General features: G+C 72.0%; 24 protein-coding genes. 13 read left to right on the top strand and 11 right to left on the bottom strand.

Going from position 1 to position 25323, the window contains the following annotated elements; all coding sequences use genetic code 11:
- Positions 1-4: 4 nt before the first annotated feature.
- Entirely contained in the window at positions 5-1873 is a 1869-nt protein-coding gene (locus AB0K12_RS23475; protein ID WP_364564806.1) for a prolyl oligopeptidase family serine peptidase, read from the top strand.
- Complete coding sequence (locus tag AB0K12_RS23470) at positions 1870-3132, top strand: M20/M25/M40 family metallo-hydrolase (RefSeq protein ID WP_364564804.1); 1263 nt, start codon at positions 1870-1872, stop codon at positions 3130-3132. Before AB0K12_RS23475 ends, AB0K12_RS23470 begins: the two co-directional genes overlap by 4 nt.
- A 3-nt stretch (positions 3133-3135) precedes the next feature.
- Here AB0K12_RS23470 and AB0K12_RS23465 read toward each other — a convergent pair whose 3' ends face one another.
- The 3 genes from AB0K12_RS23465 to AB0K12_RS23455 all read right to left on the bottom strand — a co-directional run bounded on the left by AB0K12_RS23465 (position 3136) and on the right by AB0K12_RS23455 (position 5208).
- The gene (locus AB0K12_RS23465; protein WP_364564802.1) at positions 3136-3879 is read right to left on the bottom strand and encodes a DUF427 domain-containing protein; all 744 of its coding nucleotides are present in this window, start codon (positions 3877-3879) and stop codon (positions 3136-3138) included.
- A 40-nt stretch (positions 3880-3919) separates the two neighbouring features.
- On the bottom strand, positions 3920-4507 hold the full coding sequence (locus tag AB0K12_RS23460; RefSeq protein ID WP_364564800.1) for a hypothetical protein: 588 nt from the start codon (positions 4505-4507) through the stop codon (positions 3920-3922).
- Positions 4508-4740: 233 nt separating this feature from the next.
- Entirely contained in the window at positions 4741-5208 is a 468-nt protein-coding gene (locus AB0K12_RS23455) for an adenylyltransferase/cytidyltransferase family protein (RefSeq protein WP_364564794.1), read from the bottom strand.
- A 170-nt stretch (positions 5209-5378) separates the two neighbouring features.
- Here AB0K12_RS23455 and AB0K12_RS23450 point away from each other — a divergent pair, with 170 nt between their 5' ends.
- Positions 5379-5831, top strand: coding sequence for an ATP-binding protein (locus tag AB0K12_RS23450; protein ID WP_364564781.1), 453 nt, complete (start codon positions 5379-5381; stop codon positions 5829-5831).
- Positions 5832-5842: 11 nt separating this feature from the next.
- Here the strand turns inward: AB0K12_RS23450 and AB0K12_RS23445 are convergent, their stop codons facing one another.
- Complete coding sequence (locus AB0K12_RS23445) at positions 5843-6814, bottom strand: LuxR C-terminal-related transcriptional regulator (protein ID WP_364564776.1); 972 nt, start codon at positions 6812-6814, stop codon at positions 5843-5845.
- Between AB0K12_RS23445 and thrS the strand changes: the two genes are divergently transcribed.
- The 4 genes from thrS to AB0K12_RS23425 all read left to right on the top strand — a co-directional run bounded on the left by thrS (position 6785) and on the right by AB0K12_RS23425 (position 11667).
- Positions 6785-8185 (top strand): threonine--tRNA ligase, encoded by a 1401-nt coding sequence (thrS, locus tag AB0K12_RS23440; protein ID WP_364565022.1) that lies wholly within the window; start codon positions 6785-6787, stop codon positions 8183-8185. The genes AB0K12_RS23445 and thrS overlap by 30 nt on opposite strands.
- Positions 8186-8270: 85 nt before the next feature.
- On the top strand, positions 8271-10244 hold the full coding sequence (locus AB0K12_RS23435) for a TRAP transporter fused permease subunit (RefSeq protein WP_364564771.1): 1974 nt from the start codon (positions 8271-8273) through the stop codon (positions 10242-10244).
- Entirely contained in the window at positions 10241-11194 is a 954-nt protein-coding gene (locus AB0K12_RS23430; protein ID WP_364564767.1) for a TAXI family TRAP transporter solute-binding subunit, read from the top strand. The genes AB0K12_RS23435 and AB0K12_RS23430 overlap by 4 nt, the downstream gene beginning before the upstream one ends.
- Positions 11195-11214: 20 nt before the next feature.
- Positions 11215-11667, top strand: a complete 453-nt coding sequence (locus AB0K12_RS23425) for a DUF1850 domain-containing protein (protein ID WP_364564758.1) — start codon at positions 11215-11217, stop codon at positions 11665-11667.
- On the opposite strand, the gene AB0K12_RS23420 is transcribed toward AB0K12_RS23425, so the two are convergent.
- Both AB0K12_RS23420 and AB0K12_RS23415 read right to left on the bottom strand, forming a co-directional pair.
- Positions 11634-12605, bottom strand: a complete 972-nt coding sequence (locus tag AB0K12_RS23420) for a magnesium transporter CorA family protein (protein ID WP_364564755.1) — start codon at positions 12603-12605, stop codon at positions 11634-11636. The two genes, AB0K12_RS23425 and AB0K12_RS23420, sit on opposite strands and share 34 nt — an antisense overlap.
- Positions 12605-13324, bottom strand: a complete 720-nt coding sequence (locus AB0K12_RS23415) for a DUF72 domain-containing protein (RefSeq protein WP_364564750.1) — start codon at positions 13322-13324, stop codon at positions 12605-12607. The genes AB0K12_RS23420 and AB0K12_RS23415 overlap by 1 nt, the downstream gene beginning before the upstream one ends.
- Before the next feature lie 81 nt (positions 13325-13405).
- Between AB0K12_RS23415 and AB0K12_RS23410 the strand changes: the two genes are divergently transcribed.
- Complete coding sequence (locus AB0K12_RS23410) at positions 13406-14851, top strand: YibE/F family protein (protein WP_364564747.1); 1446 nt, start codon at positions 13406-13408, stop codon at positions 14849-14851.
- Between the two features lie 53 nt (positions 14852-14904).
- Here the strand turns inward: AB0K12_RS23410 and AB0K12_RS23405 are convergent, their stop codons facing one another.
- A complete protein-coding gene (locus AB0K12_RS23405) occupies positions 14905-15762 on the bottom strand; it encodes an NAD(+)/NADH kinase (RefSeq protein ID WP_364564744.1) in 858 nt (285 codons plus the stop codon).
- Between the two features lie 80 nt (positions 15763-15842).
- Here AB0K12_RS23405 and AB0K12_RS23400 point away from each other — a divergent pair, with 80 nt between their 5' ends.
- On the top strand, positions 15843-16694 hold the full coding sequence (locus AB0K12_RS23400; protein WP_364564740.1) for a DUF72 domain-containing protein: 852 nt from the start codon (positions 15843-15845) through the stop codon (positions 16692-16694).
- Between the two features lie 3 nt (positions 16695-16697).
- On the opposite strand, the gene AB0K12_RS23395 is transcribed toward AB0K12_RS23400, so the two are convergent.
- The 3 genes from AB0K12_RS23395 to AB0K12_RS23385 form a co-directional block, all read right to left on the bottom strand.
- Complete coding sequence (locus AB0K12_RS23395) at positions 16698-18020, bottom strand: enolase C-terminal domain-like protein (RefSeq protein ID WP_364564735.1); 1323 nt, start codon at positions 18018-18020, stop codon at positions 16698-16700.
- A 15-nt stretch (positions 18021-18035) separates the two neighbouring features.
- Positions 18036-18950 (bottom strand): 5-dehydro-4-deoxyglucarate dehydratase, encoded by a 915-nt coding sequence (kdgD, locus tag AB0K12_RS23390; protein ID WP_364564730.1) that lies wholly within the window; start codon positions 18948-18950, stop codon positions 18036-18038.
- Between the two features lie 134 nt (positions 18951-19084).
- Positions 19085-19999: a LysR family transcriptional regulator gene (locus tag AB0K12_RS23385; RefSeq protein ID WP_364564724.1), complete on the bottom strand. Its 915-nt coding sequence runs from the start codon at positions 19997-19999 to the stop codon at positions 19085-19087.
- 169 nt (positions 20000-20168) lie between these two features.
- On the opposite strand from AB0K12_RS23385, the gene AB0K12_RS23380 reads away from it, so the two are divergent.
- The 4 genes from AB0K12_RS23380 to AB0K12_RS23365 are packed head-to-tail and all read left to right on the top strand — an operon-like array spanning position 20169 to position 24557.
- The gene (locus AB0K12_RS23380; RefSeq protein ID WP_364564717.1) at positions 20169-21176 is read left to right on the top strand and encodes a tripartite tricarboxylate transporter substrate binding protein; all 1008 of its coding nucleotides are present in this window, start codon (positions 20169-20171) and stop codon (positions 21174-21176) included.
- A 27-nt stretch (positions 21177-21203) separates the two neighbouring features.
- Positions 21204-21746, top strand: coding sequence for a tripartite tricarboxylate transporter TctB family protein (locus AB0K12_RS23375; RefSeq protein WP_364564713.1), 543 nt, complete (start codon positions 21204-21206; stop codon positions 21744-21746).
- A gap of 22 nt (positions 21747-21768) precedes the next feature.
- A complete protein-coding gene (locus tag AB0K12_RS23370) occupies positions 21769-23286 on the top strand; it encodes a tripartite tricarboxylate transporter permease (RefSeq protein ID WP_364564710.1) in 1518 nt (505 codons plus the stop codon).
- Positions 23286-24557, top strand: a complete 1272-nt coding sequence (locus tag AB0K12_RS23365; protein ID WP_364564706.1) for a glucarate dehydratase family protein — start codon at positions 23286-23288, stop codon at positions 24555-24557. The genes AB0K12_RS23370 and AB0K12_RS23365 overlap by 1 nt, the downstream gene beginning before the upstream one ends.
- Before the next feature lie 5 nt (positions 24558-24562).
- Here the strand turns inward: AB0K12_RS23365 and AB0K12_RS23360 are convergent, their stop codons facing one another.
- The gene (locus AB0K12_RS23360; RefSeq protein ID WP_364564701.1) at positions 24563-25291 is read right to left on the bottom strand and encodes a FadR/GntR family transcriptional regulator; all 729 of its coding nucleotides are present in this window, start codon (positions 25289-25291) and stop codon (positions 24563-24565) included.
- Positions 25292-25323 lie beyond the last annotated feature (32 nt).

Here is a 25323-nt window from a genome sequence, read left to right as displayed (position 1 = left end):
GTTCATGAGCATTAGCCCGATCGACGTGGCGAGGACCGACGGCGGTCCCCAGTGGGTGGAGGCGGTGGCCACGCCCGCCGGGGTCGAGGTCTGGTGGGACGAGCCCCGCCCGCACGAGGGCGGCCGGCGCTGCGTGGTCCGCCGCCTGCCGGACGGCACCCGCCTGGACGCGCTCCCCGAGGGCTGGAACGCCCGCAACCGGGTCGTCGAGTACGGAGGCCGCTCCTGGCGCCCGCTGCCCGGCGGTGGCCTGGTCTTCACGAACTGGGCCGACCAGCGCCTCTACCGCCTGGACGGTCCCTTGGACGGTGCCGAGCCGGTGGCGCTCACCCCGGAGGGCCCCGCGCGCTACGGCGACCTGTACCTGCCGCCGGGCCGCGACGAGGTGTGGGCCGTCAGGGAGACCCACGACGCGCGGGACCTGGTGGCGGTGCCGCTGGACGGCGGTGACGTGCGGGTCATCGTCAAGGCCCAGCACTTCGTGATGAACCCCCGCATCTCCCCCGACGGCCGCACGGTCTCCTGGATCGGCTGGGACCACCCCAACATGCCCTGGGACGGCACCGAGCTGTGCGTCGCCACGCTGGCCGCCGACGGCACGGCGGGCCCGTACGAGGTGGTGGCGGGCGGCCCGAGCGAGTCGGTCACGCAGGCCGAGTGGCGCGACGCGACGAGCCTGTACGCGGTGACCGACCCGACCGGCTGGTGGAACGTGCACCTCGTCCCGCTCGGCGGCGGCGAGGCCCGCAACCTGACGCCGATGGAGTCCGAGTTCGGCGTGGCGCCGTGGAAGCCCGGCCTGGCCACGTTCGCGGTCGCGGACGACGGCCGGCTGGTCGTCGTGCACGGCACCGCCGACCGCCGCCGCCTGGGCGTGCTCGACCCCGGGACCGGCGAGCTGCGGGACCTGGGCGGCACGGCCACCCACTGGTCGGGGACGGTCTCGGTCGCGGGCGGCAAGGCCGTGGCGGTCAAGGGGACGCCGTACACGCCGCTGCAGGTCACGCTGGTCGGCCTGGACGACGGCGGGCACGAGGTGGTGTCGGCGCCCAAGCCGCTGCCGGACCGCGCGCTGCTGCCGGCCCCCGAGGCGGTGACGATCGAGGGCGTGCACGCCCACCTCTACCCGCCGTCCGGCGCCCAGGGTCCGGGTCCGTACGTGATCTTCGTGCACGGCGGCCCCACCGGCAACATGCCGATCCTGCTGGACCTGGAGATCGCCTACTTCACCAGCAGGGGCATCGGCGTGGCGGTGGTCAACTACGGCGGCTCGACCGGCTACGGCCGCGCCTACCGGGAGCGGCTGCGCCACCAGTGGGGCGTCGTGGACGTCCAGGACTGCGCCATAGTGGCGCGCGGGCTGGTCGAGCGCGGGGTCGCCGACGCGGCCAGGATCGCCATCAGGGGCGGCAGCGCGGGCGGCTGGACCACCGTGGCGGCGCTGGTGCACAGCGACGTGTTCGCGGGCGGGGTCGCGCACTACGCGATCACCGACCCGGAGAGCTGGGCCGCCGAGACCCACGACTTCGAGTCGCGCTATCTGGACGGCCTGGTGGGCCCGCTGCCCGAGACGCGGCAGCGCTACACAGAACGCTCCCCGCTCCTGAACGCCTTCCGGGCCTCGGGCCCCTGCCTCATGTTGCACGGCCTGGAGGACGCGATCGTGGACGTGAGCCAGGCCGAGCGATTCACCGCCGAACTGGACAAACATGGCAAAGAGTGGGCATTGCTCACCTTCCCCGGCGAGCAGCACGGCTGGCGCAGGGAAGAGACCATCGTCGCGGTATTGGAGGCCGAGCTGGCCTTCTACGGGTTGATCTTCGGCATGGAGACCCCCGACGTGCCGCCTCTGACACTGAAGGGGAGAGCGTGAAGAGCGTCGCCGAGATCTGCTCGGACCTGATCAGGTTCGACACCACCAATCCGGGCTCGGGAGAGCGGCCGGCGGCCGAGTACGTCGCCACGCTGCTCGCCGACGCCGGGATGGAGCCGGTGGTGTTCGAGTCGGCGCCGAAGCGGACCACGGTCGTGACCAGGATCGACGGCGACTCGCCCGACGCGCTGCTGATCCACGGCCACCTCGACGTGGTGCCCGCCGACCCGGCCGAGTGGCGCATGCACCCGTTCTCCGGCGAGATCGTGGACGACTGCGTGTACGGCCGCGGCGCGGTCGACATGAAGGGCTCGTGCGCGATGACGCTGGCCACCGTGCTCGGCATGGCGGCGCGCGGCGAGCGGCCCAAGCGCGACCTGGTGCTGGCGTTCCTCGCCGACGAGGAGGCGACCGGCGACTACGGCTCGCGGCACGCCGTGGGCGAGCACCGTGACCTGTTCGACGGGGTGAGCGAGGCGATCAGCGAGTCGGGCGGGTTCAGCGTGGCCTCGGGCGACGACCGGGTCTACCCGATCGCGGTGGGCGAGCGGGGCACCGCGTGGATGCGGCTGACCGCGCACGGCGTGGCGGGCCACGGCTCACGCCCGCCCAGGGACAATCCGGTCGCCACGCTGGCGCACGCCCTGTCACGGGTGGCGTCGTACGAGTGGCCGGTACGCCTGACGCCCCCGGTCGCGGCGCTCGTCAGGGAGCTCGGCGAGATCACCGGGCAGCCCGTGGACCTCGACCGCCTCGACGCCGAGGCGGCCCGGCTGGGCGCGCTCGGCCACCTGTTCAAGGGCCAGATCCGCAACTCGGCGAACCCCACCATGCTGGACGCCGGCTACAAGGTGAACGTCGTGCCCTCCACGGCCCAGGCGCACGTGGACGGGCGCTACCTGCCTGGCCTTCAGGAGGAGTTCCTCGGCGTGATCGACGAGCTGCTCGGGCCGAAGATCACCCGCGAGTTCGTCAACCTCGAGGACGCGCCGGGCGCCCCCTACCCGTCGCCGTTCTTCGACGAGCTGGCCGGGGCGCTGGTGGCCGAGGACCCGCGGGCGCGGCCGGTGCCGTACGTGATGGCCGGCGGCACGGACGCCAAGTCGTTCGCCCGCATCGGCATCAAGGGCTACGGCTTCGCGCCGCTCATGCTCCGGCCCGACCTCGACTACTTCGGCATGTTCCACGGCAAGGACGAGCGGGTGCCGGTGGAGGGCCTGGAGTTCGGCACCCGCGTGCTGACCCGGCTGCTCACCTGAGCGTCAGGAGAAGATCGTCTTGGGCCGTTCCTGCAGCACGCCGTCCACGTAAACGTCGAGCTTCTCGTCGTAGAACGCGACCAGCCCGGCGACCTTCTCGCTCTCGGGCAGCGGCGTGCGGTAGGACCAGGCCAGGTCCTTCTTGCCGTTGACCGACCAGTAGTGTGCCGTGCCCTTGTACGGGCAGTTCGTCACGGTGTCGGTCGGCTCCAGCAGGTCGAGCCGTACGTCGGTCTTCGGCAGGTAGTAGCGGGTGGGCAGCCCGGTCTCGAACAGCAGGCGCGGGCTGTGCGAGTCGGCCACCGTGACACCGTCCACCTCGATGCGGACGTGCCGCGAGCTGCTGAGGATGTCCACCCGCGTGTACGGGTTACGCGCGTGGAAGAAGACCTCCTCGTCCTCCTCGAACCAGGCGTCCATCGCGCCCCACTCGAACCGCACGTACCCCTTGATCTCCTCCAGGGGCGAGTCGGGGTAGGCGAGCGCGGCGTCGGCGGCCTCCTTCGTCCCCGAGGCGACGGTGTAGACCACGGCGTCGCCCCGGCTCGGCGAGTGCTTGGTCGCGCCCGTCGGCTTGAGCGCGGACTCGTCCACGTCGGCGAGCGGGAAGTAGTAGGCCGGGTAGTAGGGCACCTCCCAGACCAGGAGGGCGGAGGTGGTGTCGGCCACCACCCGGCCGCCGAGGTAGGTCCTGACACGCTTGGCCGTACGCTCGACGCGCACCCGGCCGCGGTTCTTGGCATCCATATCCCCGCAAACCCGCCCGCGGCCCCGCCTATTCCGGTCGTCAGCCGAGACCGAAGGCGGCCAGCGTGCCCCACGTCGTCAGCGTGCCGGTCACCGCTCCTGCGGCGACCTGCAGCCAGGTGTGGTGGGAGAGCCTGACCCGCGCCCAGCACACCAGCGCCACCACCGCCGCCCCGATGAGCGCGGCCGGCCAGGCGGGCAGCACGTGCGCGAGCACCACGACCGTGCCGGCCGAGACGGCGGCGTGGAAGGAGATCTTCCAGCGCAGCGTGATCGGGACGGTCACCGCCAGCGCGATCAGCATCGCCGTCACGGTGGCCACGAGCAGCGTCGGGGCGCCCAGCACGACCAGCAGGGCCAGCGCCACCAGCACGGCCGCGACGGCCGCCAGCAGCGGCTTGGTGCGCCGCGTCCGGTCCACGATGTGGTGCGAGTCCAGCAACCCCCTGCGTACGCCCACCGCGATCACCGCCGCCGGCACCCCGCCGCAGAGCATCGACGCCACCAGCCCCCAGGCGGCGCCGCTCCACCCCTGCGCGAGCAGCCCAACGGCCGGCGGCATGACGATGACCAGCACCTGAGGTGCCAGGATGTTCGTCACCCGCCTCGCCACCAGCTCAGCCGTCATGGCACGAAACAGTACGCGATCATGCCCCACACTCACCCCACCAGCCACAAAACCCCAGGTAAGGCACCCCCACCCCAAACAGCCAAGAAGCCTCAAACCCCCACCAACGGGCCAGGAGGGCGGCGCATCACCCAACCACCCGCCTGAACAGGCGCGGGAGTCAGGTGACATCCCCCACCAACGGGCCAGGAGGTCGGCGCGTCACCCAACCACCCGCCTGAACAGGCGCGGGGTCAGGTTTTGGAGGCTGCGTTGACGATGCGGGTGGTGGAGCGGCCCGGGACGGCGTCCATCTCCCAGCAATCGGCGCCCAGGATCGCCGCCGCGGCGGCGCGGGCGCCCGCGTGCGGGTCGCCGGCCGTGTGGGCGAGCGCGGCGGGACGCATCGGGGCGAGCAGGTCGATGTAGTCCTCCGGGCCGTGCGCCTCGGGTGGCCCGGTGACGACGAAGACGCCGGTCACGAACCGGAGCGCGGCCAGCACCTCGGCCCGCTCCTCGGCCGGGTTGACCGGCCGGGTAGGACCCTTCCACGCCCGCACCCGCGGGTCGTCCTCCACGCCGACGACCAGCGGCAGCCCGCGCGCGGCCACCGCACCGAGGTAGCGCACGTGACCCACGTGCAGGATGTCGAAGACTCCGGTCACGACCGCCGTGCCCGGCCGGTCGTACGGCTGCACCCAGACGGCCTCCAGGCTGCTCACGCGACCTCCTGCTCCCCCATGGGCCTAGACGACTCGTCGATCGCAGCGTACTCGGTCGGCGCGCGAGGCCGTGCAGGCGACCTCGGAAAGGCGATTCCTACCTTTTCGCGATAATCTCCGGCCCCCCTCTGGCGCGTCTCATAACGTCACCAGATTTGGGGGAGGTCGCCGTGGCACCGCCGGACGCGCACCAGGTGAACGAGGACGACCGGCCAGGCACAGGCGACCACGTGGTCCGGTTGCCGGGAACGCCGTCGCAGGTCTCCAGGGCCAGGGCGCTGGTGAAGACGGCGCTCGGCCGGGATCATCCGCTCTACGACGACGTGGTGCTGCTGACGAGCGAGCTGGCCACGAACGCGATCCTGCACACCAGGTCGGGCGCCGGCGGCTCGTTCACGGTGAGCCTGGCCAGCTCGCGCAGCGCGGTGCGGGTGTTCGTGACGGACGCGGGCTCGGACGGGCCGCCGTGCGTGTGCCGTACGGGGACGCAGGAGACCAACGGACGGGGGCTGCCGTTGATCGAGGCGCTCAGCCACCGCTGGGGCTTCACGCGCGAGCACGGCGCGACGACGGTCTGGTTCGAGCTGCTGGAGGAGCCCGTCCCGGCCGGCGTCGCGGTCTGACTCACCGAAGGTCAGAGGTCGAGCCGGCACAGCCCCTCGGCGAGCGCCTTCGTGGTCAGGCGGGTGCGGCTGTCGCAGCCGAGCTTGGCGAAGATGTGCTCCAGGTGCGTGGTGACCGTGCGCACGCTGAGCACGAGAGCCGCCGCGATCTGGGGGTTGGAGTCTCCGGCCGCGACCCGGGTGAGGACGTCGACCTCGCGCCCGGTCAGGTCGTACGGCAGGGGGCACGGCCGCTCGGCCGCCACCGCGCCCTGGAGCGCCCCCTGGAACCCCACTCCGGCCCTGACCAGCCGCACTTCGTGCCAGCGCCCGTCGCCGCCGAGCCACAGCCCCTGCCTGCTCAGCTCGCGCGAGTCGATGAAGGCCCGCGCGCAGGCGGCCATCGCGGGGTCGTCCCGCAGGACGGGCGACACCTCGCGGCCCGGCACCGCGCGCCGCGTGCCGAGCCGGTCGAAGGCCACCGCGCGGAAGCCGGCGGGCAGCCCCACCGGATCGATCACGCACCGGTTGAGGTCGGTGACGTGGGCGAGCAGCGGGCTGACCGCGGCCACCAGCGCGCCGGTGCGCCGCGGGAACGCCTGCCTGGCGGCCAGGTGGAGCAGCCCGGTGAAGCGGCCCTCGTCGAGGAAGAGCGGCGCGGTCAGCCCGGCCCGCCAGCCGTAGGGGGCGAGGTGGCGGCGGAAGTAGCGCTCGGTGCCTGGCTCGGGCATCTCGACGGGCGCGCGGGTGTCGAGGGCCCTGCGGTAGGCGTCGAGCCCGGCGTACTCCTCCGCCGCGTCGCGGTCGATGCGGGGGTGACCGTCGGAGATCACGCTCTGGTGGCGGCCGGTGGCGGGGTCGTAGGCGACGAACTCGTAGGCGTCGAGCGGGACGACGCGGCGCAGCGCCGCCATCGCGCCGTGGGCGCCCCCACCGCCCGCGACCTGGTAGCCGACCTCGGCGAACGCCTGGAGATGGCGCACGTCAACGGTGATCTGGGCCACGCCTGCCTTTATATCATTTACCGATTTTCGCCCTTGGCTTTACCGAAACCCGGGGTGCTATGGTCGTGCCATGCAGCAGCGCGCCTTCGTCACGACGACGCCGGACACCGTCCCGGCGCGCTGATTCCTTGCTTCCCGGGCGGACGCCCGGGGAGCTGGTCGTTCGCCCTTTCCACGGAAAGGTTGATCATGAACGACCACCGCAGGCTCGGCCGCGAGCTGGGCATCTTCGACACCGACCCGCTGATCGGCTCAGGGCTGCCCTACTGGCTGCCCGCCGGCGCGGCCGTGCGCAAGGCCGTTGAGGACTACGTGCACGAGCTCGAACGCCGCAACGGCTACCAGCACGTCAACTCGCCAGTGCTGGGCAAACGCGAGCTGTACGAACGCTCGGGCCACTGGGCTCATTACGCCGACGACATGTTCCCGCCGATGGTGGTGGGCGGTGAGGAGTTCGTGCTGCGGCCCAGCCTGTGCCCGCACCACGCGCTCATCTACCGCTCCAGGCAGCGCAGCCACCGCGAGCTGCCGCTGCGCATCGCGGAGCTGGGCGGCATGTACCGCTCGGAGCTGTCGGGCGTGCTGGGCGGCCTGACCAGGGTGCGCTCGATCCAGCTCAACGACGGCCACGTGTTCTGCGCACCCGAGCAGGCCGCCGCCGAGGTGTCGGCCGCGCTCGACCTCATCGAGGCGGCGCACGAGCGGCTCGGCATCAGGGCCGCCCGCTACCGGCTGTCGCTGCGCGGCGAGGGCGCGAAGTTCGTGGACGACCCGGCCATGTGGGCGCGCTCGGAGTCGGTGCTGCGCAAGGTGCTGAAGGAGCGCGGGCGGCCGTACGACGAGGAGCGCGGCGAGGGCGCCTTCTACGGCCCGAAGATCGACATCCAGATCGCCGACCCGGCGGGCCGCGAGTCGACCCTGTCCACCGTCCAGGTCGACTACTTCCAGCCCGAGCGCTTCGACCTGGGCTACGTCGGCGGCGAGCGCCCCGTGATGGTGCACCGCAGCGTGGTGGGCGGCATCGAGCGGCTGGTCGCCCACCTGGTCGAGGTGCACGGCGGCGCCTTCCCCGCCTGGCTGGCCCCGGTGCAGGCGGTGGTGCTGCCGCTGTCGGACGCCGAGCTGCCGGCCGCCGAGGGCCTGCTGCGGCGCTGCCTGGAGTCGGGGTTGCGGGCGGAGCTGGCGCCGGCCGATCGGGGCAGCCTCGGGGCCAGGATCAGGGCGCACCGGCTGGTGCCGTACCAGCTGGTGGTGGGGCCGCGCGAGGCGGCGAGCGGGAGCGCGTCGGTACGGCTGCGTGACGGCTCCCAGGCCGGTGAGGTGCCGGTGGAGGAGCTCGCCGGGCGAGCGCGGCCGTTCGGCCGACGGTAAAGATCAATCGGATAACGGAGGCTTCCCCGATCGTGTAAAGGGCTCGTAAAGTCCGCTGCAACGGCCGAGGTCCGAGGAGGACGGCTTGACCGAGCTGAGCGATCGTGAGGCCGACCTGGTCTCCGCCCACGAGCAGGAACGCCCGGCGCGCGAGCTGGGCGGTCCGCTCCGTGCCGGGGTGTGGGTCGTGGGCGGGCTGCTGTCGGCGTACTCGCTGCTGGTGGTGTTCCGGCCGGTCGAGGCGATCCAGCACCGGATGACGTTCCTGGCGGTGGCGCTGCCGCTGGTCTTCCTCTGCTACCGCTCGGGGCTGGACGCGGTCGTGCGCCGCCTGCTGGGGCGACCCGCACCCGAGCCCAGGGACAGCACGAAGCCGGAGCGGCCGGGCGTGGCCGACTGGCTGCTGGCCGCCGCGTCGCTGGCCGTGCTCGTCTACCCGCTGCTCGACATGGACGCCTTCCGCGAGCGCGGCTCCGGCGCGGCGCTGACGGACCTCGACGTGGTGTTCGGCGTGGCGCTGACCGTGCTGCTGCTGGAGGCGGTACGCCGCACGGTCGGCCTGGCCTTCGCCGTCATCTGCGTGGGCTTCCTGCTGTACGCCTACTACGGCGCGTACCTGCCGATCGACTGGACGATCGGGCACCCCGGCTTCGACGTCTCGCAGATCGTCTCGCAGCTCTACACCGGCACCGAGGGCTTCTTCGGCGTGCCGATGCAGGTCGCGGCGAGCTACATCATCCTGTTCACCATCTACGGCGCGGTGCTCGACCACTCCGGCGCCAGCAAGTTCTTCATCGACCTGAGCTTCGCCGCCTTCCGCAGGTCGAGGTCCGCACCCGGCCGTACGGTGACCACGGCGGGCTTCCTGCTCGGCACCGTGTCCGGCTCGGGCGTGGCGACCACGGTGAGCCTGGGCAGCGTGGCCTGGCCGGTGCTGCGGCGGGCCGGCTACCCGAGGGAGGCGGCGGGCGGCATCCTCGCGGCCGGCGGCATCGGCGCGATCCTGTCGCCGCCCACGCTCGGCGCGGCGGCGTTCATCATCGCCGAATACCTCGGCGTCAGCTACCTGCAGGTCCTGCTGTACGCGACCGTGCCGACCCTGCTCTACTACCTCGGCATCTTCCTGGCCATCGAGATCGACTCGCGCCGCTTCGGCACCCGCGCGGTCGAGGTGGACGCCCCTGGCGCGGGGCGGCTGCTGCTGCGCTTCGGCTACCACTTCAGCTCGCTGATCCTCATCGTGGTGCTGATGGCGCTCGACCGGTCGGCGTTCCAGGCGGTGGTGATCGCCACGGTGGTCGCGTTCCTGCTGTCGTTCCTCGACCCGGAGCACCGGATGGGGCCGCGGCGCATCGGGCGGGCGCTGGCCAAGGGCGCGCTGGAGGTGCTGCCGGTGACCGCGGTCTGCGCGGCGGCCGGCATCATCGTCGGCTCGATCACGCTCACCGGGCTCGGCCAGAACCTCGCCGACATCATCGTGGACATCGGCGCCGGCAGCCTGATCGCGACCACGGTCATGGCGGCGGTCGCGGTGCTGCTGCTGGGCCTCGCCGTCCCGGTGACGGCCAGCTTCATCATCGCCGCGGTGATCATCGGGCCCGCGCTGTTCGACCTCGGGGTGACGCGGCCCGAGGCGTACATGTTCGTCTTCTACTACGCGGTGCTGTCGGAGGTGAGCCCGCCCACGGCGCTGTCGGCGGTCGCGGCGGCGGCGATCACGGGCGGCAACACGTACCGGACGATGATGATGACCTGGCGGTACACGCTGCCCGCCTTCCTGGTGCCGTTCGCCTTCGTGCTCACCCCCAACGGGCAGGCGCTGCTCGGGCAGGGCCCGTTCGGCACCGTGCTGCTGATGACCGCCGTGTCGGCGGTCGCGGTGGCCGCGCTGGCGGTGGCCACCGGCGGCGCGGCCGCCTGGCCCGAGCGGGTGCTCGCGGCGGTGGCCGCGGTGCTGCTGCTCTTCCTCGAACCCGTCCCCATCGTCGCCGGCCTCGCCGTCCTGGCCGTGGCCGCCGCCGTGCATCTCGTCAGAAGAAGGAGAAGGGACCCAAGGTGAAGCGGATACTCACGATCGTCGCCGCCGCCGTCCTGACCGTGGCCGGCTGCGGGGGCGGTGGCGCGGGCGGCGGCTCGGGCAACCGGATCTCGATCGCCACGGGCGGCACGACGGGCGTCTACTACGTCTACGGCGGCGGCCTGGCCAAGCAGCTGTCGGCCAACATCGCGAACACGCAGGCCACCGCGTCGGTCACCTCGGCCTCGGTGGAGAACATCAAGCTGCTCGCCTCCGGCAAGGCCCAGATCGGCTTCTCCCAGGCCGACACCGCCGCCGACGCGGTCAACGGCAAGGACAGCTTCACCGCCAGGCAGCCCGTCAAGGCGCTGGCCCGCATCTACGACAACTACCTGCACCTGGTGCTCGCCCCAGGCGTCAGCGCGGCCAAGATCGCCGACCTGAAGGGCAAGCGCGTCTCGCTCGGTCCCGCCAACTCCGGCACGCAGGTGGTGGCGCGGCGCGTGCTGGAGGCGGCCGGGCTCGACCCCGACAACGACATCACCAAGCAGCAGCTGTCCATCAACGAGTCCGTGCAGGCCGCCAAGGACGGCACGATCGACGCGTTCTTCTGGGTCGGCGGCCTGCCCACGGCCGGCATCACCGACCTCGCGGTGAGCAGGCCGGACATGACGATGATGGACACCAGCGAGGTGCTGCCGGCGATGCGGTCCACGCACGGCGAGCAGTACGTGAGCCTCGACGTCGACCTGGCCGCCACCTACAAGCTGTCCGGAATGATCAAGACCGTCGGCATCGCCAACGTGCTGCTGGTGCCCGGCTCGATGGACGAGCAGCTCGCGTACGACATCACCAAGACGCTGTTCGAGAAGAAGGCCGAGCTGGAGAAGGTGCACCCCGAGGCGAAGAAGCTGGACCCGGCGCTCGGCCGGCAGGTCGCCCCGGTCGAGCTGCACCCCGGCGCGGCCCGCTACTACAAGGAGAAGGCCTGACCCGGCTGGTCCTGGCGCTCGTGGCGGTGGCGGCGCTCGGCGCGGCCGGCGGCCCCGGGCGCCTGACCGTGAACGGCCTGCCCATCGTGGCGGGCCGCTTCGCGATCGCGTACGTGCATTCGATGTACCGGGCGCCGTCCGCCGAGGTGTTCACCGTGGAGGGCGGCCGGTTCACGATGCGGGCGGTGGTCTCGGCGAGCGGCGGCGTGCTCGACTACTACGCGCTGGAGGGCGAGCGGGCCAGGCTGCCTGGCGGCCGGTGGGTGCTGCGCCTGGCCGAGCCGGTGGCGTACCGGGAGCTGTCGCTGCTGACCACCTCGCTCGGCCGCAGGACGCTGGTCTCGGGCGGGAGCTGCCTGCCGCTCTATCCGCGCGGCGGCGCCGCCGAGGTGCGGGTGGCGCTGCGGGTCACTCCCGACGTGCGGGGCGGGCCCTGCGATCAGAGCCAGTCCTTCTTCTTGAACACCACGTAGAGCGCGACCGAGGTGAGCCCCATCAGCGCCGTGGACAGCCAGAACCCCCACTGCTCGCCGGTGCCGGGGTAGGGCAGGTTCTGCCCGTAGAAGCCGGTGATCGCGGTGGGCACGGCGATGATCGCCGCCCAGCTCGTGATCTTCTTCATGATCTCGTTGAGCCGGAAGCCCTGCTGCGCCAGGCGGGTGTCGCGGACGTTGGCGAGCATGTCGCGGACCGCGTCCACCCACTCCCCGACGCGCAGCACGTGGTCGCGGACGTCCTCGTAGTAGGGAGCCATCACCGGGTCGCCCATCAGGGCCTGGTCGCGCCTGAGCAGGGTGCCGATGACCTCGTGCATCGGCAGCGAGACCCGGCGCAGCTTGGTGGCGTTCTTGCGCAGCACGTACAGGGTGCGCTGGAGGTCCTTGCCGTTGCTCAGCTGCTCGGCGAACAGCGACTCCTCCAGCTCCTCGGCCTCCGCGTCGAGGTCCTGGGCCAGCTCGAACTGGGTGTCCACGACGTAGTCGAGCAGGCCGTGCAGCAGGAACATCACGCCGTGCCCCGCCAGGTGCGCGGCGGCGTCCCAGCGCCTGACCACCTCAGCGATGTCGAAATGCCCGCTCTCGCGAATGGTGACCAGGGCGTTGGCGGTGACGAAGACGTCCACCTCGACGGCGTGCACGCGGCGGTCGTCGTCGAAGTGCACGCCGTAGGCGGCGATGAACAGGTGGTTGTCGTAGATGTCCAGCTTGGGCCGCTGGTGTCCGGCCAGGACGTCCTCCAGGGCCAGCTCGTGCAGCCCCAGCTCCTCGCCGATCAGGGCGAGGTCGGCCGGCGACGGCGCGCACAGGTCGAACCAGACCGTGGCGTCCCGGTCGCCCACGTATCGCGAGACGTCCGCTATGGGGAAGCCCTCGCTCTCCAGGCGGCCGTTCCGGTAAAGACGGGTGTGCACTAGCCGAGTCTGGCAAGAAGTGCGGCGAAACGTCGCGCGTTGTGCACGGCTGCTCCTCCCGGATCGTTGTTGAAGTAGACGTAGGCGTCGGGCCAGCCGGCCTCGGCGACGCGGGCGGCCCACGTCCGCAGGGCGCGCTCCCCGTACGCGTAGGCCGACCTGCCCTGGTGCAGGCGGAGGTAACCCCACGTCGCGGTACGCCAAAAGGGCGTCCGCGGCCGGCCCAGCCGGTCGGCCCAGCACAGCGCCGCCGCGCGCGACTCCAGCACCGCCCGCGCCTCCTCGGTCCACCAGGACGGGTGCCGCGGCTCCACGGCCACCCTCGTGCCGGGCGGGAAGCAGGCCAGGCAGCGGTCGAGCAGCCCCGGGTCGGCCTTGAGAGTGGGCGGGAGCTGGAGCAGGATCGGCCCCAGCTTCTCCTCCAGCCCGGCGGCCGCGGCCATCAGCCTGGCCACCGGCTCCTCCGGTTCGTTCAGCCTCCTGATGTGGGTCAGGAACCTGCTGGCCTTGACCGCCATCACGAACCCCGGCGGCGTACGCTCCCGCCAGCCGGCGAACACCTCCCTGCTCGGCAGCCGGTAGAACGCGTTGTTGCTCTCGACGGTCGGGAACTCCCCCGCGTACGTCTCCAGCCACAGCCGCTGCGGCACCCCCGGCGGATAGAGCACCCCGCGCCAGTCCTTGTACTGCCACCCTGAGGTGCCGGCCAGCCATGTCATGCCGTTGCGCCTACCCCACCCCGCGAGGTGCAGTACTGTCCTACTTCGTCGGCCAGTCGGCCAAGGAGGACCTCTCACGCGATGGGCGCCAACCACGCTCACGGCACCACCGTCACCGAAGCGGGCGGTTCACGGCGTACGGTGACGGCCGGGCTGGCCGTCCTGGTGCCGCTGGCGATCGTCACGCTGGCCGCGCTGATCTGGCTCTGGCCCGAGGGCACCGCCGCCGGGCCCGCGCCCGAGTCCGGCGTCCAGCGGCTCACCGGAACGGTCGTCAGCGTCACGCTCGGACGCTGCCCCGACGCCCCCGAGGGTGCGCCCAAGCCCGACCCGGCCACCTGCGGCGAGGCCGTCGTCACGGTCGGCGACGGGCCCGACCTGGGCGGCGAGGTGGAGCTGCGGCTGCCGGGCGGGCCGGGCGCGCAGCGCTTCACGCCGGGCGACGACGTGATCCTGCTGCGCGACGCCGACGGCGCCTACCAGCTCTCCGACCACGACAGGTCGCTGCCGCTGTGGTTGTTCGGCGCGGCGTTCGCGCTGGCCGTCATCGCCTTCGGGCGCTGGCGCGGGGTGACCGCGCTGGCGGGGCTCGCGGTGACGTTCGTGCTGCTGCTGACGTTCGTCATCCCCGGCATCCTGGAGGGCCGGTCGCCGATGCTGGTCGCCATCGTCGGGTCGGCGGCGATCATGCTGACCGTGCTCTACCTGACGCACGGCTTCTCCCCGTCCACGTCGGTCGCCGTGCTCGGGACGCTGGCCAGCCTGGCGCTGACCGGGCTGCTGTCGTACGCGGCGCTGGGGGTGGCCAGGCTCAACGGCGTCACCGACGACAGCGCGCTGACGCTCGGCATGAGCCTGAACATCGACACGCAGGGCCTGCTGCTGGCCGGGATCATCATCGGCGCGCTCGGCGTGCTCGACGACGTCACCGTCACCCAGGCCGTGACGGTGGCCGAACTGGCCCGCGCCAACCCGTCGTACGGCTTCGCCCGCCTCTACCGCGCGGCCGGGCGCATCGGGCGGGCGCACATCGCGTCGGTGATCAACACCATCATCCTGGCGTACGCGGGGGCGTCGCTGCCGCTGCTGCTGCTGTTCAGCATCGGCGCGCAGCCCCTGGGCGAGGTGATGACGACGCCGGTGATCGCGCAGGAGATCGTGCGCGGCGTGGTCGGCACGCTCGGGCTCATCGCGGCCGTCCCCATCACCACGGCCCTCGCCGCCCTCGCCGCCACCCGCTCCCGCCCCGCCCCGCCCCAGAACCCCCCGCCCCAGAACCCCCCGCCCCAGGACCGCAAGCCGCCCCGCGACCGCAGGGCCCGCGGCCGGGACGACGACGGCCCGTCGGACTTCTTCGCGCCGCAGGACCAGGACCCCGGCGACTTCTTCGCGCCGCAGGAGCGGAACCCCGGCGACTTCTTCACCCCCCGCCCGGCCGGGCCGCCTCCAGGAACGGCATCTGCCGAAAAGGCGTCACAGGCGGAGCCCCAGCGACCGGCGCGCCACCGCCGCCGCGCCGGCACCTGACGCCGTGCCGGGGTGAGGCGGGCGCCGCCCGCCGGCCGGCCCTGGCCGGGGACTCAGTCGGCTTCGATGCTGCCGTCCACGCGGAGCTTGCGGCGGGCGCGTTCGTAGAACGTGGTGCCCAGCCGGACCACCTTGGCGGCACCGGGCCAGGCGGTCACGGTGAGGCTGTCGCCGGGGCACAGATGCCCCATCACGGCGCCGTCCACCTCGACGGCCAGCCGCCCGCTGCTCGGCAGCACGTGGAGGCTCACCTCCTCGTCGGCGGGCAGCGCCAGGGCCCGGTTGAACGCGGAGTGCGCGGCGGCGGGCACGACCAGCACCGCCTCCACGCGGGGCGAGACGATCGGCCCTCCGGCGGAGAAGCTGTAGGCGGTGGACCCGGTGCTGGTGGCGACGATGACGGCGTCGGCGGAGTAGCGCACGAAGGGGCTGCCGGACGGGGTGACGGCGACGTTGGCCAGCCCGTGGCCGGGATAGCGGACGAGCGCGATGTCGTTGAACGCGGTCATCTCGGTGCCGTTGACGCTGGTGCGGATGGCCATGCGCGGCTCGATCGTGTATTCGTGCCGGTCGATGGCCGACAACGTCTTCGGCAGCTCGTCCACGTCGATCTCGGCGAGGAAGCCCAGCTTGCCGAGGTTCACGCCGAGGATGGGCGTCGGCCGCCCGGCCAGCAGCCGCATCGTCCGCAGCATGGTGCCGTCGCCGCCCAGGCCGACGAGCAGATCGGCCTTCTCGACCAGCGCGTCGGTGTCGACGGGCACGGCGGTGCAGTCGATGCGGCCCACCTCCTCGGGCAGGCCGAGCACCGTGGCACCCTTGTCGGCGGCCCACCGCAGGATGGTGTCGATCGCCTTCTTCGAGTCGCGCTGGGGGTGCAGCACCAGCCCGACCGTCCCGACCATGCCCATGCCGCCACCTTACGTGGACCGCCGGCGTGCGGACGCAACGGGGGATCATGCCTTCGCGGGTGTCCGGTAGCGTCGTGGCCATGCGGCTTCATGTGGGATGCGCGATGTGGGCGAACGCGCGGTGGCAGGGCCGTTTCGTGCCCGCCCACCTGCCTCAGGCCGAGCGGCTGAAGGCGTACGCGGGCTGGTGCGACGCGGTCGAGGGCAACACCACGTTCTACGCCACACCGGCCCGCGCCACGGTCGAGTCGTGGGCGGCGCAGACCTCGCCCGGCTTCCGTTTCGTCGTCAAGCTGCCCAAGGCCGTCACCCACGAGCACCGGCTGATGGGCGGCGAGGCCGAGCTGCGCGCGTTCCTCGACGCCATGGAGCCGCTGGGGCCGCGCGTGCACGCGTTCTGGGTGCAGGTGCCCGGCTCGTTCGGGCCGTCCGACGTGGGCACGCTCGCGGCCTTCCTGCGCCGGCTGCCGCGCGGCGTGCGCTGCGCCGTGGAGGTCCGCCACCCGGCGTTCTTCACCGACGAGCGGGCGGCCCGCCTGCTCGAACGGATGCTGGACGGCGCGGGCGCGGAGTGGGTGCCGTTCGACACCACGGTCATGTTCGCCGCGCCGCCGGCCAGCGCCGCCGAGCGGGAGGCGTGGGAACGCAAGCCACGCCTCCCCCGCCGCATGCGGGCGCTGACCGCCCACCCGATCGTGCGTTACCTCGGCCGCGACGACGAGGAGCGCACGGTGGCGGGCTGGCGCCCGTGGGTGACGACGGCCGCCGAGTGGCTCCGCGAGGGCCGCTCACCGACGGTGTTCATCCACACCCCCGACAACGCCGACGCGCCGGCGCTGGCCCGCCGCTTCCACGACGAGGTACGCGCCCTCGTCCCGGACCTGGCCCCGCTCCCCGACCCGGAGCCGCACGAGCCCCTCACGTTGTTCTGATGCTCAGCGGACCAGGCAGGGCCGCTTCGGGTCGAAGGTCCAGTCCTTCACCAGGTACTGCATGGCCACGGAGTCGTCGCGGGCGCCCAGACCGTGGCGCAGGTAGCGGTCGTGGGCCTCGGCCAGGGCGTCCCTGTCCAGCTCGACCCCGAGCCCCGGCGTGTCGGGCACCTGGACGGCGCCGTCCGTGATCTGGAACGGCTTGGTGGTGAGGGCCTGGCCGTCCTGCCAGATCCAGTGCGTGTCGAGCGCCGTGATCTCGCCCGGCGCGGCGGCCCCGACGTGGGTGAACATGGCGAGCGAGATGTCGAAGTGGTTGTTGGAGTGCGACCCCCACGTCAGCCCGAAGTCGTGGCAGAGCTGCGCGACGCGCACCGAGCCCGCCATCGTCCAGAAGTGCGGGTCGGCCAGCGGGATGTCGACCGCGTCCGAGCGTACGGCGTGGGCCAGCTCCCGCCAGTCCGTGGCGATCATGTTGGTCGCGGTCGGCAGCCCGGTCGCCCGCCGGAACTCGGCCATCGTCTCCCGCCCCGAGAAGCGGCCCTCGGCGCCGCACGGGTCCTCGGCGTAGGCCAGGACGCCTCCGAGGTCCCGGCACAGCCGTACGGCGTCGGCCAGCGGCCAGCCGCCGTTGGGGTCGAGCGTGACGCGGGCCTCGGGGAACCGGCGGGCCAGCGCCCTGACCGCCTCGATCTCCTCCTCGCCGGCCAGCACGCCGCCCTTGAGCTTGAAGTCGGTGAAGCCGTAGCGCTCCTGGGCGGCCTCGGCCAGCGCGACCACCGCGTCGGGGGTGAGCGCCTCCCGGCGGCGCAGCCGCGACCACTGGTCGTCGCCCTCGTCGTCCACGAGGTACGGCAGGTCCGTCCTGCCGGGGTCGCCGACGTAGAACAGGTAGCCGAGCATCGGCACGCGGTCGCGCTGCCTGCCCTCGCCCAGGAGGTCGGCGACGGGCAGGCCGAGGTACTGGCCGTGCAGGTCGAGCAGCCCTGACTCGAGGCCGGTGACGGCGTGCACGGTGGTGCGCAGGTCGAAGGTCTGCTGCCCGCGCCCGCCCGCGTCCCGGGCGGCGTAACGGCCGGCCACGTCGCGCAGCAGGGCGCGGTAGCGGGCGACCGGCTGCCCGGCGAGCAGCGCGCCGGCCTCCTCGACGGTCCGCCTGATGGCCTCGCCGCCGGGCACCTCGCCGAGCCCGGTACGCCCGTCGGAGTCGGTGACGATGACGACGTTGCGGGTGAAGAACGGCCCGTGGGCGCCGCTGAGGTTGAGGAGCATGCTGTCGTACCCGGCGACCGGGACGACCTCGACGCTCGCGATGGTGGGCGACATCTCGGGAGGATCCCCCTAGCTGATCTTGTTGATGAGCGCGGTCAGCTCGGCGAGCTCGCCCTCGGTGAGGTTCTGCAGCGGCGGGCGCACGGGCCCGGCGGGGCGGCCGACGGCGGTCAGCCCGGCCTTGATGATGGAGACGGCGTAGCCCTTCATACGGTCGCGGATGTCGAGGTAGGGCAGCACGAACTCGCGGATGCGCCGGTAGACGGCCTCCCGGTCCTGGGCGCGCACGTCGGCGTAGAAGTCGAGCGCGTACTGCGGCACGAAGTTGAAGATGGCCGACGAGTACGTGCTCATTCCGAGCTGCAGCAGCGGCAGCGCGAAGGTCTCGGCGGTGGGCAGGCCGCCGATGTAGGCCAGGCGGTCGCCGACGGAGGCGTAGATGCGGGTGAGGTTCTCGATGTCGCCGACGCCGTCCTTGAAGCCGATGAGCGTCTCGTTCCGCTCGACGAGGGCCGCCACGGAGCGGTCGTTGAGCACGGCGTTGGCCCGGCTGTAGACGATCACGCCGAGGTCGGTGGCGGCGCACACGGCGGAGACGTGCTCGACCAGGCCCGCCTGGCCGGCCTCGGTGAGGTAGGGCGGCATCAGCAGCAGGCCGTCGGCGCCGGCCGCCGCGGCGGCCTTGGCCTGGGCGACGGCGTTGGCGGTGCCGCCGGTGGCCGGGGCCATCACGGGGACGCGCCCGTCGACCTCGTCCACGGCGGCGCGGACCACCCGGTCGATCTCCGCGCCGGTCAGCGAGAAGCCCTCACCCGTGCCGCCCGCGGCGAACAGGCCGGCGACGGGGTAGCCGCTCAGCCAGGACAGGTGCTCGCGGTAGCGCGGCTCGTCGAACTCCAGGTCGCCGGTGAAGTGGGTGACGGGGAACGACAGCAAACCGCTCTTGAGCTGGGTGGCGAGCTCCTGCGGGGAGTAACTGGACACGATGAGGCTCCTCGCTTGACATGCGGCCGTGGGGTTTCCCCGCATCGGCTGAAAGGTCTGACGTCCGACAGGCTAAGAAGGAGGAGTGATTCCTGTCCAAGTGCGATTCTGTATCCGGCGATGCCTTACGAGCATCATGCCTCCAGGTCGGGCAGCAGGTCGAGCACCCGGCCGAGCGCGGGGTTGGTCGAGTTGCGGTCCCAGATGACGTGCAGCTCGACGGGTTCGCCGGTGGCCGCGCCGGCGTCGAGCGGGTCGCCGCCGCCGCGGACGAGGTCGCAGAAGGCGATGCCGTCCACGCCGAGCGAGCGCGCGCTGGCGGGCGCCAGCGCCACGCCGCGCCCGGCCGCCACGAGCAGCACGGCGGTGAGGATCTGGTGCACCTGCTGCTCGATGCGGGCGTGCGCGTTGGTGAGGAAGCGCACGGTCAGCTCGTGGAAGTAACGCGACTGTACGGGGTTGTAACTGATCACCGCGAGCCCGTCGAAGTCGTCGGGCGCGAGCGGCCTGCCGAGCCCGGCCAGCCGGTGCCCGGCGGGCACGACGGCGCACAGCGGCTCGCGGAAGACGACCCGGGAGTCGAGCGTGGCGATGTCGAACGGCGGCCGGGCGAGACCGAGATCGAGCTCGCCGCGCAGCAGGCCGTCCACCTGCCCCGCGGTCACCCGTTCGTGCAGGATGACGTCGATGTCGGGGAGCTGCTCTGCCAGGCGGCGCAGCAGCGTGCCGAGCATGCTGATGGCCGAGACGGCGGTGAACCCGAGCCGCACGGTGCCCGCCGCGCCGCTGGCGATCCGGCGCGCCCGGTCGCCCGCGGTGTCGACCAGCGAGAGCATGCGCCGGGCGTCCTCCAGGAAGCCGCGCCCGGCATCGGTGAGCACCACGCGGCGGTTGTCACGCTCCAGCAAGGTCACGCCGACGGCGCGTTCGAGCTTCTGGATGTGGCGGCTGAGCGGCGGCTGCGTCATGCGCAGGCGGTCGGCGGCGCGGCCGAAGTGCAGCTCTTCGGCGACCGCGACGAAGGCCCGGATCTGGTCGAGGGTCAGCATGATGCTCGCAGAGTATCACTCGATACCGAAAAGAGGTTGGACAGGCATCAAGCCAGGTCCTTAGTCTCCGGAGAACCAAAACAGCGGAAACCTTGCCGTAACCTGACGCAACTGCATCTCCGCACAGAGCAAGCCACGGGCGGCCCCCGCCCGCATGAAGGAGAAGTCCATGTCGACATCTCGGACAGCCCCCCGCCGCATCCTCCTGGGTGTCGCCGGTGCCGTCGCCGCGATGGCGCTGACCGCGTGCGGTGGTGTCAAGACGACCTCCTCCGGGGGCGGCGACGGGGAATATCCGTCGGGCAACATCGAGTTCAGCGTCGGCGCCTCCGCCGGCGGCTCCTCCGACCTCATCACCCGCGCGCTCGCCCAGGGCATCGCCAAAGAGCTCGGCGTCTCCGCGCCCGTGATCAACAAGCCCGGCGCCAACGGCGCGCTCGCGGCCAAGGAGCTGCAGGCCGCCAAGCCCGACGGCTACAAGATCGCCGTGCAGAACGCCTCGCTGTTCACGATCACGCCGCTCACGGTGTCGCCCGCCGAGGCCACCAAGATCGACTCTTTCGAGGTCATCACCGGTGTCTCCCGCGACGACTACGTCATGGCCACCAACCCCAAGTCCGGCTTCACGTCCATCGAGGACATGAAGAAGGCCGGCAAGACCATCCGGTACGGCACCACCGGCGTCGGCACCGGAGCCCAGCTCGCCTCCGCGCTGACGTTCAAGACCGCCGGCATCGACGCCACGGCCGTGCCCTTCGACGGCGGCGCCCCCAACCTGACGGCCCTGCTCGGCAACCAGGTGGACGTCTCCACCATGCAGATCGGCGAGGCCATCGAGAACATCAAGGGCGGCAAGCTCGTGCCGCTCGCCGTGTTCTCCAAGGAGCGCATCCCCTACCTGCCCGACGTCAAGACCGCCATCGAGCAGGGCTTCGACGTCCAGGTGACGCAATACCGCTTCCTGACCGCGCCCAAGGGCACGCCGGAGAACGTCAAGTCCAAGCTGCTCGACGCGGCGAAGAAGACGTTCGCCACACCGGAGTACAAGAAGTTCAACGAGCAGAACTCGCTCACTCCGATGGAGGTCTCCCCGCAGGAGGTCCTCGACGCGCTGCAGAAGGACTCCTCGACGTTCAAGGCGAAGCTCGACGAGTTCGGCATCAGCCTGGCCGGTTGATCCCCCTTCCTGCGAAGGAGTACCCCCATGTCCGTGTCCGACCCGGCGCCGCCACCGGACTCCGACGACGCCGCCGTGCTGCAGGCCGAGGCCGACCGGATCCAGGCCGAGATGGAGGAGGCCAGGCCCCCGCACGCGGGCCCGGCCGCCCAGGTCGGCGCCGCGCTGGTGGCGCTGGTCGTCGGCCTGCTCGGCGCGGCCGGCTCGTACGCGCTCGGCCTCGGCGCGCTGACCCAGCCGGGCCCCGGCCTGTGGCCGTTCGCCATCAGCGTCGTCATCGTCGTGCTGTCGGCGGTGCTCCTCATCACCGGCCGCGGCCTGCGGGACACCGAGCGGTTCTCCCGCGCGAGCCTGCAGACCGTGGTCGGCCTGGTGACGCTCGTGCTGCTCGCCGCACTGCTGCCGGTGATCGGGTTCGAGATCCCCTCGGCGCTGCTGATGTTCGTCTGGCTGCGCTGGCTGGGCAAGGAGTCGTGGCGCTCCTCCATCGTGATCAGCATCGGCGCCGTGGCCGCCTTCTACGTGCTCTTCGTGCTGCTGCTGCAGATCCCGCTCCCCCGCCTCATCTGAGGAAGGCCCCGAGAAAAGTCACATGGACATCTCCCCGATCCTCAACGGCTTCGGCGTCGTCCTGGAGCCGGCCAACCTGCTCTACTGCCTGGTCGGCGTCATCATCGGCATGCTCATCGGCGTGCTGCCCGGCCTAGGGCCCGGCGCGACGATCGCGATCCTGCTGCCGATCACGTACGGCATCGGGCCGGTCTCGGCGATCATCATGCTGGCGGGCATCTTCTACGGCGCCCAGTACGGCGGCACGATCACCTCGGTCCTGCTGCGCCTGCCCGGCGAGGCGTCCTCGGTGGTGACCGTCTTCGACGGCTTCGCCCTGGCCAAACAGGGCAAGGCGGGCACGGCGCTCGGCATCGCGGCCATCGGCTCGTTCGTCGGCGGCACGATCTCGATCGTCGGCCTGACCCTCGTCGCGCCGATCGTGGCCGGCTTCGCCCTCGACTTCGGGCCGCCCGAGTACGCCGCGCTCGGCATCCTCGGCGTGCTGCTGATCTCCTCGATCGGCAACGGCAACAAGCTCAAGGCCATCATCGCCGCCTGCGTCGGCCTGCTGATCGCGACCGTGGGCCGCGACACGTTCACCGGTGCGGAGCGCTTCACCTTCGGCAGCCTCAACCTGGCCGAGGGCATCGACTTCATCCCGATCGCCATGGGCCTGTTCGGGCTCAGCGAGATCCTCTACAACCTGGAGGAGCGGCACAACAAGGTGCACTCCCCCGCCAAGGTCGGCAACGTCTGGCCGTCGCGCCGCGACCTCAGCCAGTCCAAGGGCGCGATCGGGCGGGGCTCGCTGGTCGGGTTCGTGCTGGGCGTGCTGCCCGGCGGCGGGGCCGTGCTGTCGTCGCTGGCGGCGTACGCGCTGGAGAAGCGGCGCGCCAAGCAGCCCGAGCGCTTCGGCCGCGGCGCGGTGGAGGGCGTGGCCGCGCCCGAGACCGCCAACAACGCCGCCGCCACCTCCTCGTTCATCCCGCTGCTGACCCTCGGCATCCCAGCCAACGCCACGATGGCGCTGATCTTCGGCGCGCTGCTCATCCAGGGCATCCAGCCGGGGCCGCAGCTCGTCACCGAGCACCCCGACGTCTTCTGGGGCGTCATCAACTCGATGTACATCGGCAACATCCTGCTGCTGATCATGAGCATCCCCATGGTCGGGGTGTTCGTCAGGATCCTGCGGGTACGCCCGGCCATCCTGGCGCCCATCACGGTGCTGATCACGCTGCTCGGCGCCTACACCGTGCGCAACCAGGTCTACGACATCTTCCTGGTGATCGCCTTCGGCGTGCTGGGCTACCTGATGAAGAAGTTCGGCTTCGAGCCGGGGCCGCTGGTGCTGGCGTTCGTGCTGGGCACGATGATCGAGAGCTCGGCGCGTCAGGGGCTGCTCATCTTCGGCGGCAACCCGGCGGGCTTCCTCACCCGCCCCATTTCTGGGACGGTGTTCGCCATCGTGGTGATCGTGGCCGCCTGGCCGCTGATCCGCAGGCTCGTGCGCCGCAAACCGGCGCAGGCCGCCGCCGATCGTGCCGAGGAGAGGATCTGATGACCGTCACCGCCGGCCGGGTCAGCCGGGTCGTCGTCACGCCCGTCGCCTTCCGCGACCCGCCTCTGCTCAACGTGGTGGGCGTGCACCAGCCGTACGTGCTGCGCGCGATCGTCCAGGTGCACACCGACGAGGGGCTGGTGGGGCTCGGCGAGACGTACGCCGACGAGGCGCATCTCGGCCGCCTGGAGGCGGTGGCCGCGGCCCTGCCCGGCGCCGACGTCTTCGACCTGCACGCCCTGCGCCGCGTCGTCACCGAGACGCTCGGCGCCTCGACCGGCGGTGCGGGAGCCAGCTTCGGCGGCATGCTGGAGGTCTCCAGCGCCGTGGACACCGTGGTGTCGCCGTTCGAGGTGGCGCTGCTCGACCTCCAGGGCAGGGCGCTCGGCCGGCCGGTGAGCGACCTGCTGGGCGGCGCCGTACGCGACCGGGTGCCGTACTCGGCGTACCTGTTCTACAAATGGGCCGGGCACCCCGGCCACGACGAGGACACCTGGGGCGAGGGCCGCACGCCGGAGCAGCTGGTCGCCCAGGCGCGCCGGATGGTCGACGAGTACGGCTTCACCGCCATCAAGCTCAAGGGCGGCGTGTACGAGCCCCGCCACGAGGCCGAGACCGTCGAGGCGCTGGCCGCCGCCTTCCCCGGCCACGCGCTGCGCATCGACCCCAACGGCGCCTGGACCGTCGGCGCCTCGATCGAGATGGCCGATCGCCTGTCCGGCGTGCTGGAGTACCTCGAGGACCCGACGCCCGGCATCGACGGCATGGCCGAGGTCGCGAAGCACACCGAGCTGCCGCTGGCCACGAACATGTGCGTGATCGCCTTCGAGCACCTCAAGCCGGCCGTGGCCGCCGACGCCGTGCAGGTCGTGCTCTCCGACCACCACCTGTGGGGCGGGCTGCGCCGCTCGGCGCTGCTCGGGGGCATCTGCGAGACGTTCGGCATGGGGCTGTCGATGCACTCCAACTCGCATCTCGGGGTCAGCCTGGCCGCGATGACGCACCTGGCCGCCGCCACGCCCAACCTCACCTACGCCTGCGACACCCACTACCCGTGGAAGACCGAGGAGGTCGTCAAGCCGGGCGTGCTGGAGTTCCGCGACGGCAGTGTGGCCGTGCCGCGCGGCCCCGGCCTCGGGGTCGAGCTGGACGAGGACGCGCTGGCCGCGCTGCACGAGCAGTATCTGCGCTGCGGGCAGCGCGGGCGCGAGGACACCGCGTACATGCGCTCGATCGTCCCCGATTTCACCCCGAACACCGCCCGCTGGTAGCCCGCCTACGGGGCCTGCAGGCGGGCGCGGCTGTTGGACAGGTGCAGCCGCATCGCCGCCCGCGCCGCCGCCGCGTCCCTGTCGGCGACGGCGCGGTAGACGTTCTCGTGCTCCAGCGTCACCCGCGTCAGGTGGGTGGCGTCGGAGACTGTGTAGACATGTTCGAGCCGGGTGCGCGGCAGCATGATCATCATGGGGCCGAGCGAGGCCAGCAGGTCGGAGTAGAAGCGGTTGCCCGAGGCCAGCGCCACCTTCATGTGGAAGGCGAAGTCGGCCTCGACGGCGTGTCCCGGCTGCTCGCCTGACCGTCCGAGGTCGATCAGGGCCCGCTCGATGGCTTTGAGCTGCAGGTCCGTACGCCGCTCAGCGGCCAGCCCGGCGGCCTCCGTCTCGACGCCGATGCGGAAGTCGATCATGTCGAGGACGTCGCGGTGGGTGCGCACCTGCGCCGCCTCCACCGAGAACGCCGTGGGCGGCGGCAGCGCCAGCACGAACGAGCCCCGCCCCTGGAACGTCTCCACCAGCCCGGCCGCCTGCAGCCGCGAGACGGCCTCGCGCACCACCGTGCGGCTGACCCCGAACTCCTTGATCAGCGACGACTCGGTGGGCAATTTGTCGCCCGGCCTGATCTCGCCGGCCAGGATGCGGGCGCGGAGCCGCTCGACCAGCTCGTGCGCCAGCCCGCGCCCGCCGTCCCGCCCGATCCTGCGCGCCGACTTCCGGCCGGTCGGCATGGCATTCCTCCGGCCGCCCGGCGTGACGTCCC

The sequence above is a fragment of the Nonomuraea sp. NPDC049419 genome, assembly GCF_040676995.1.
Lineage (GTDB): Bacteria > Actinomycetota > Actinomycetes > Streptosporangiales > Streptosporangiaceae > Nonomuraea > Nonomuraea salmonea.
The sequence above is the reverse complement of the archived record's forward strand: the minus strand, read 5'-3'. Positions and strand labels throughout refer to the sequence as shown.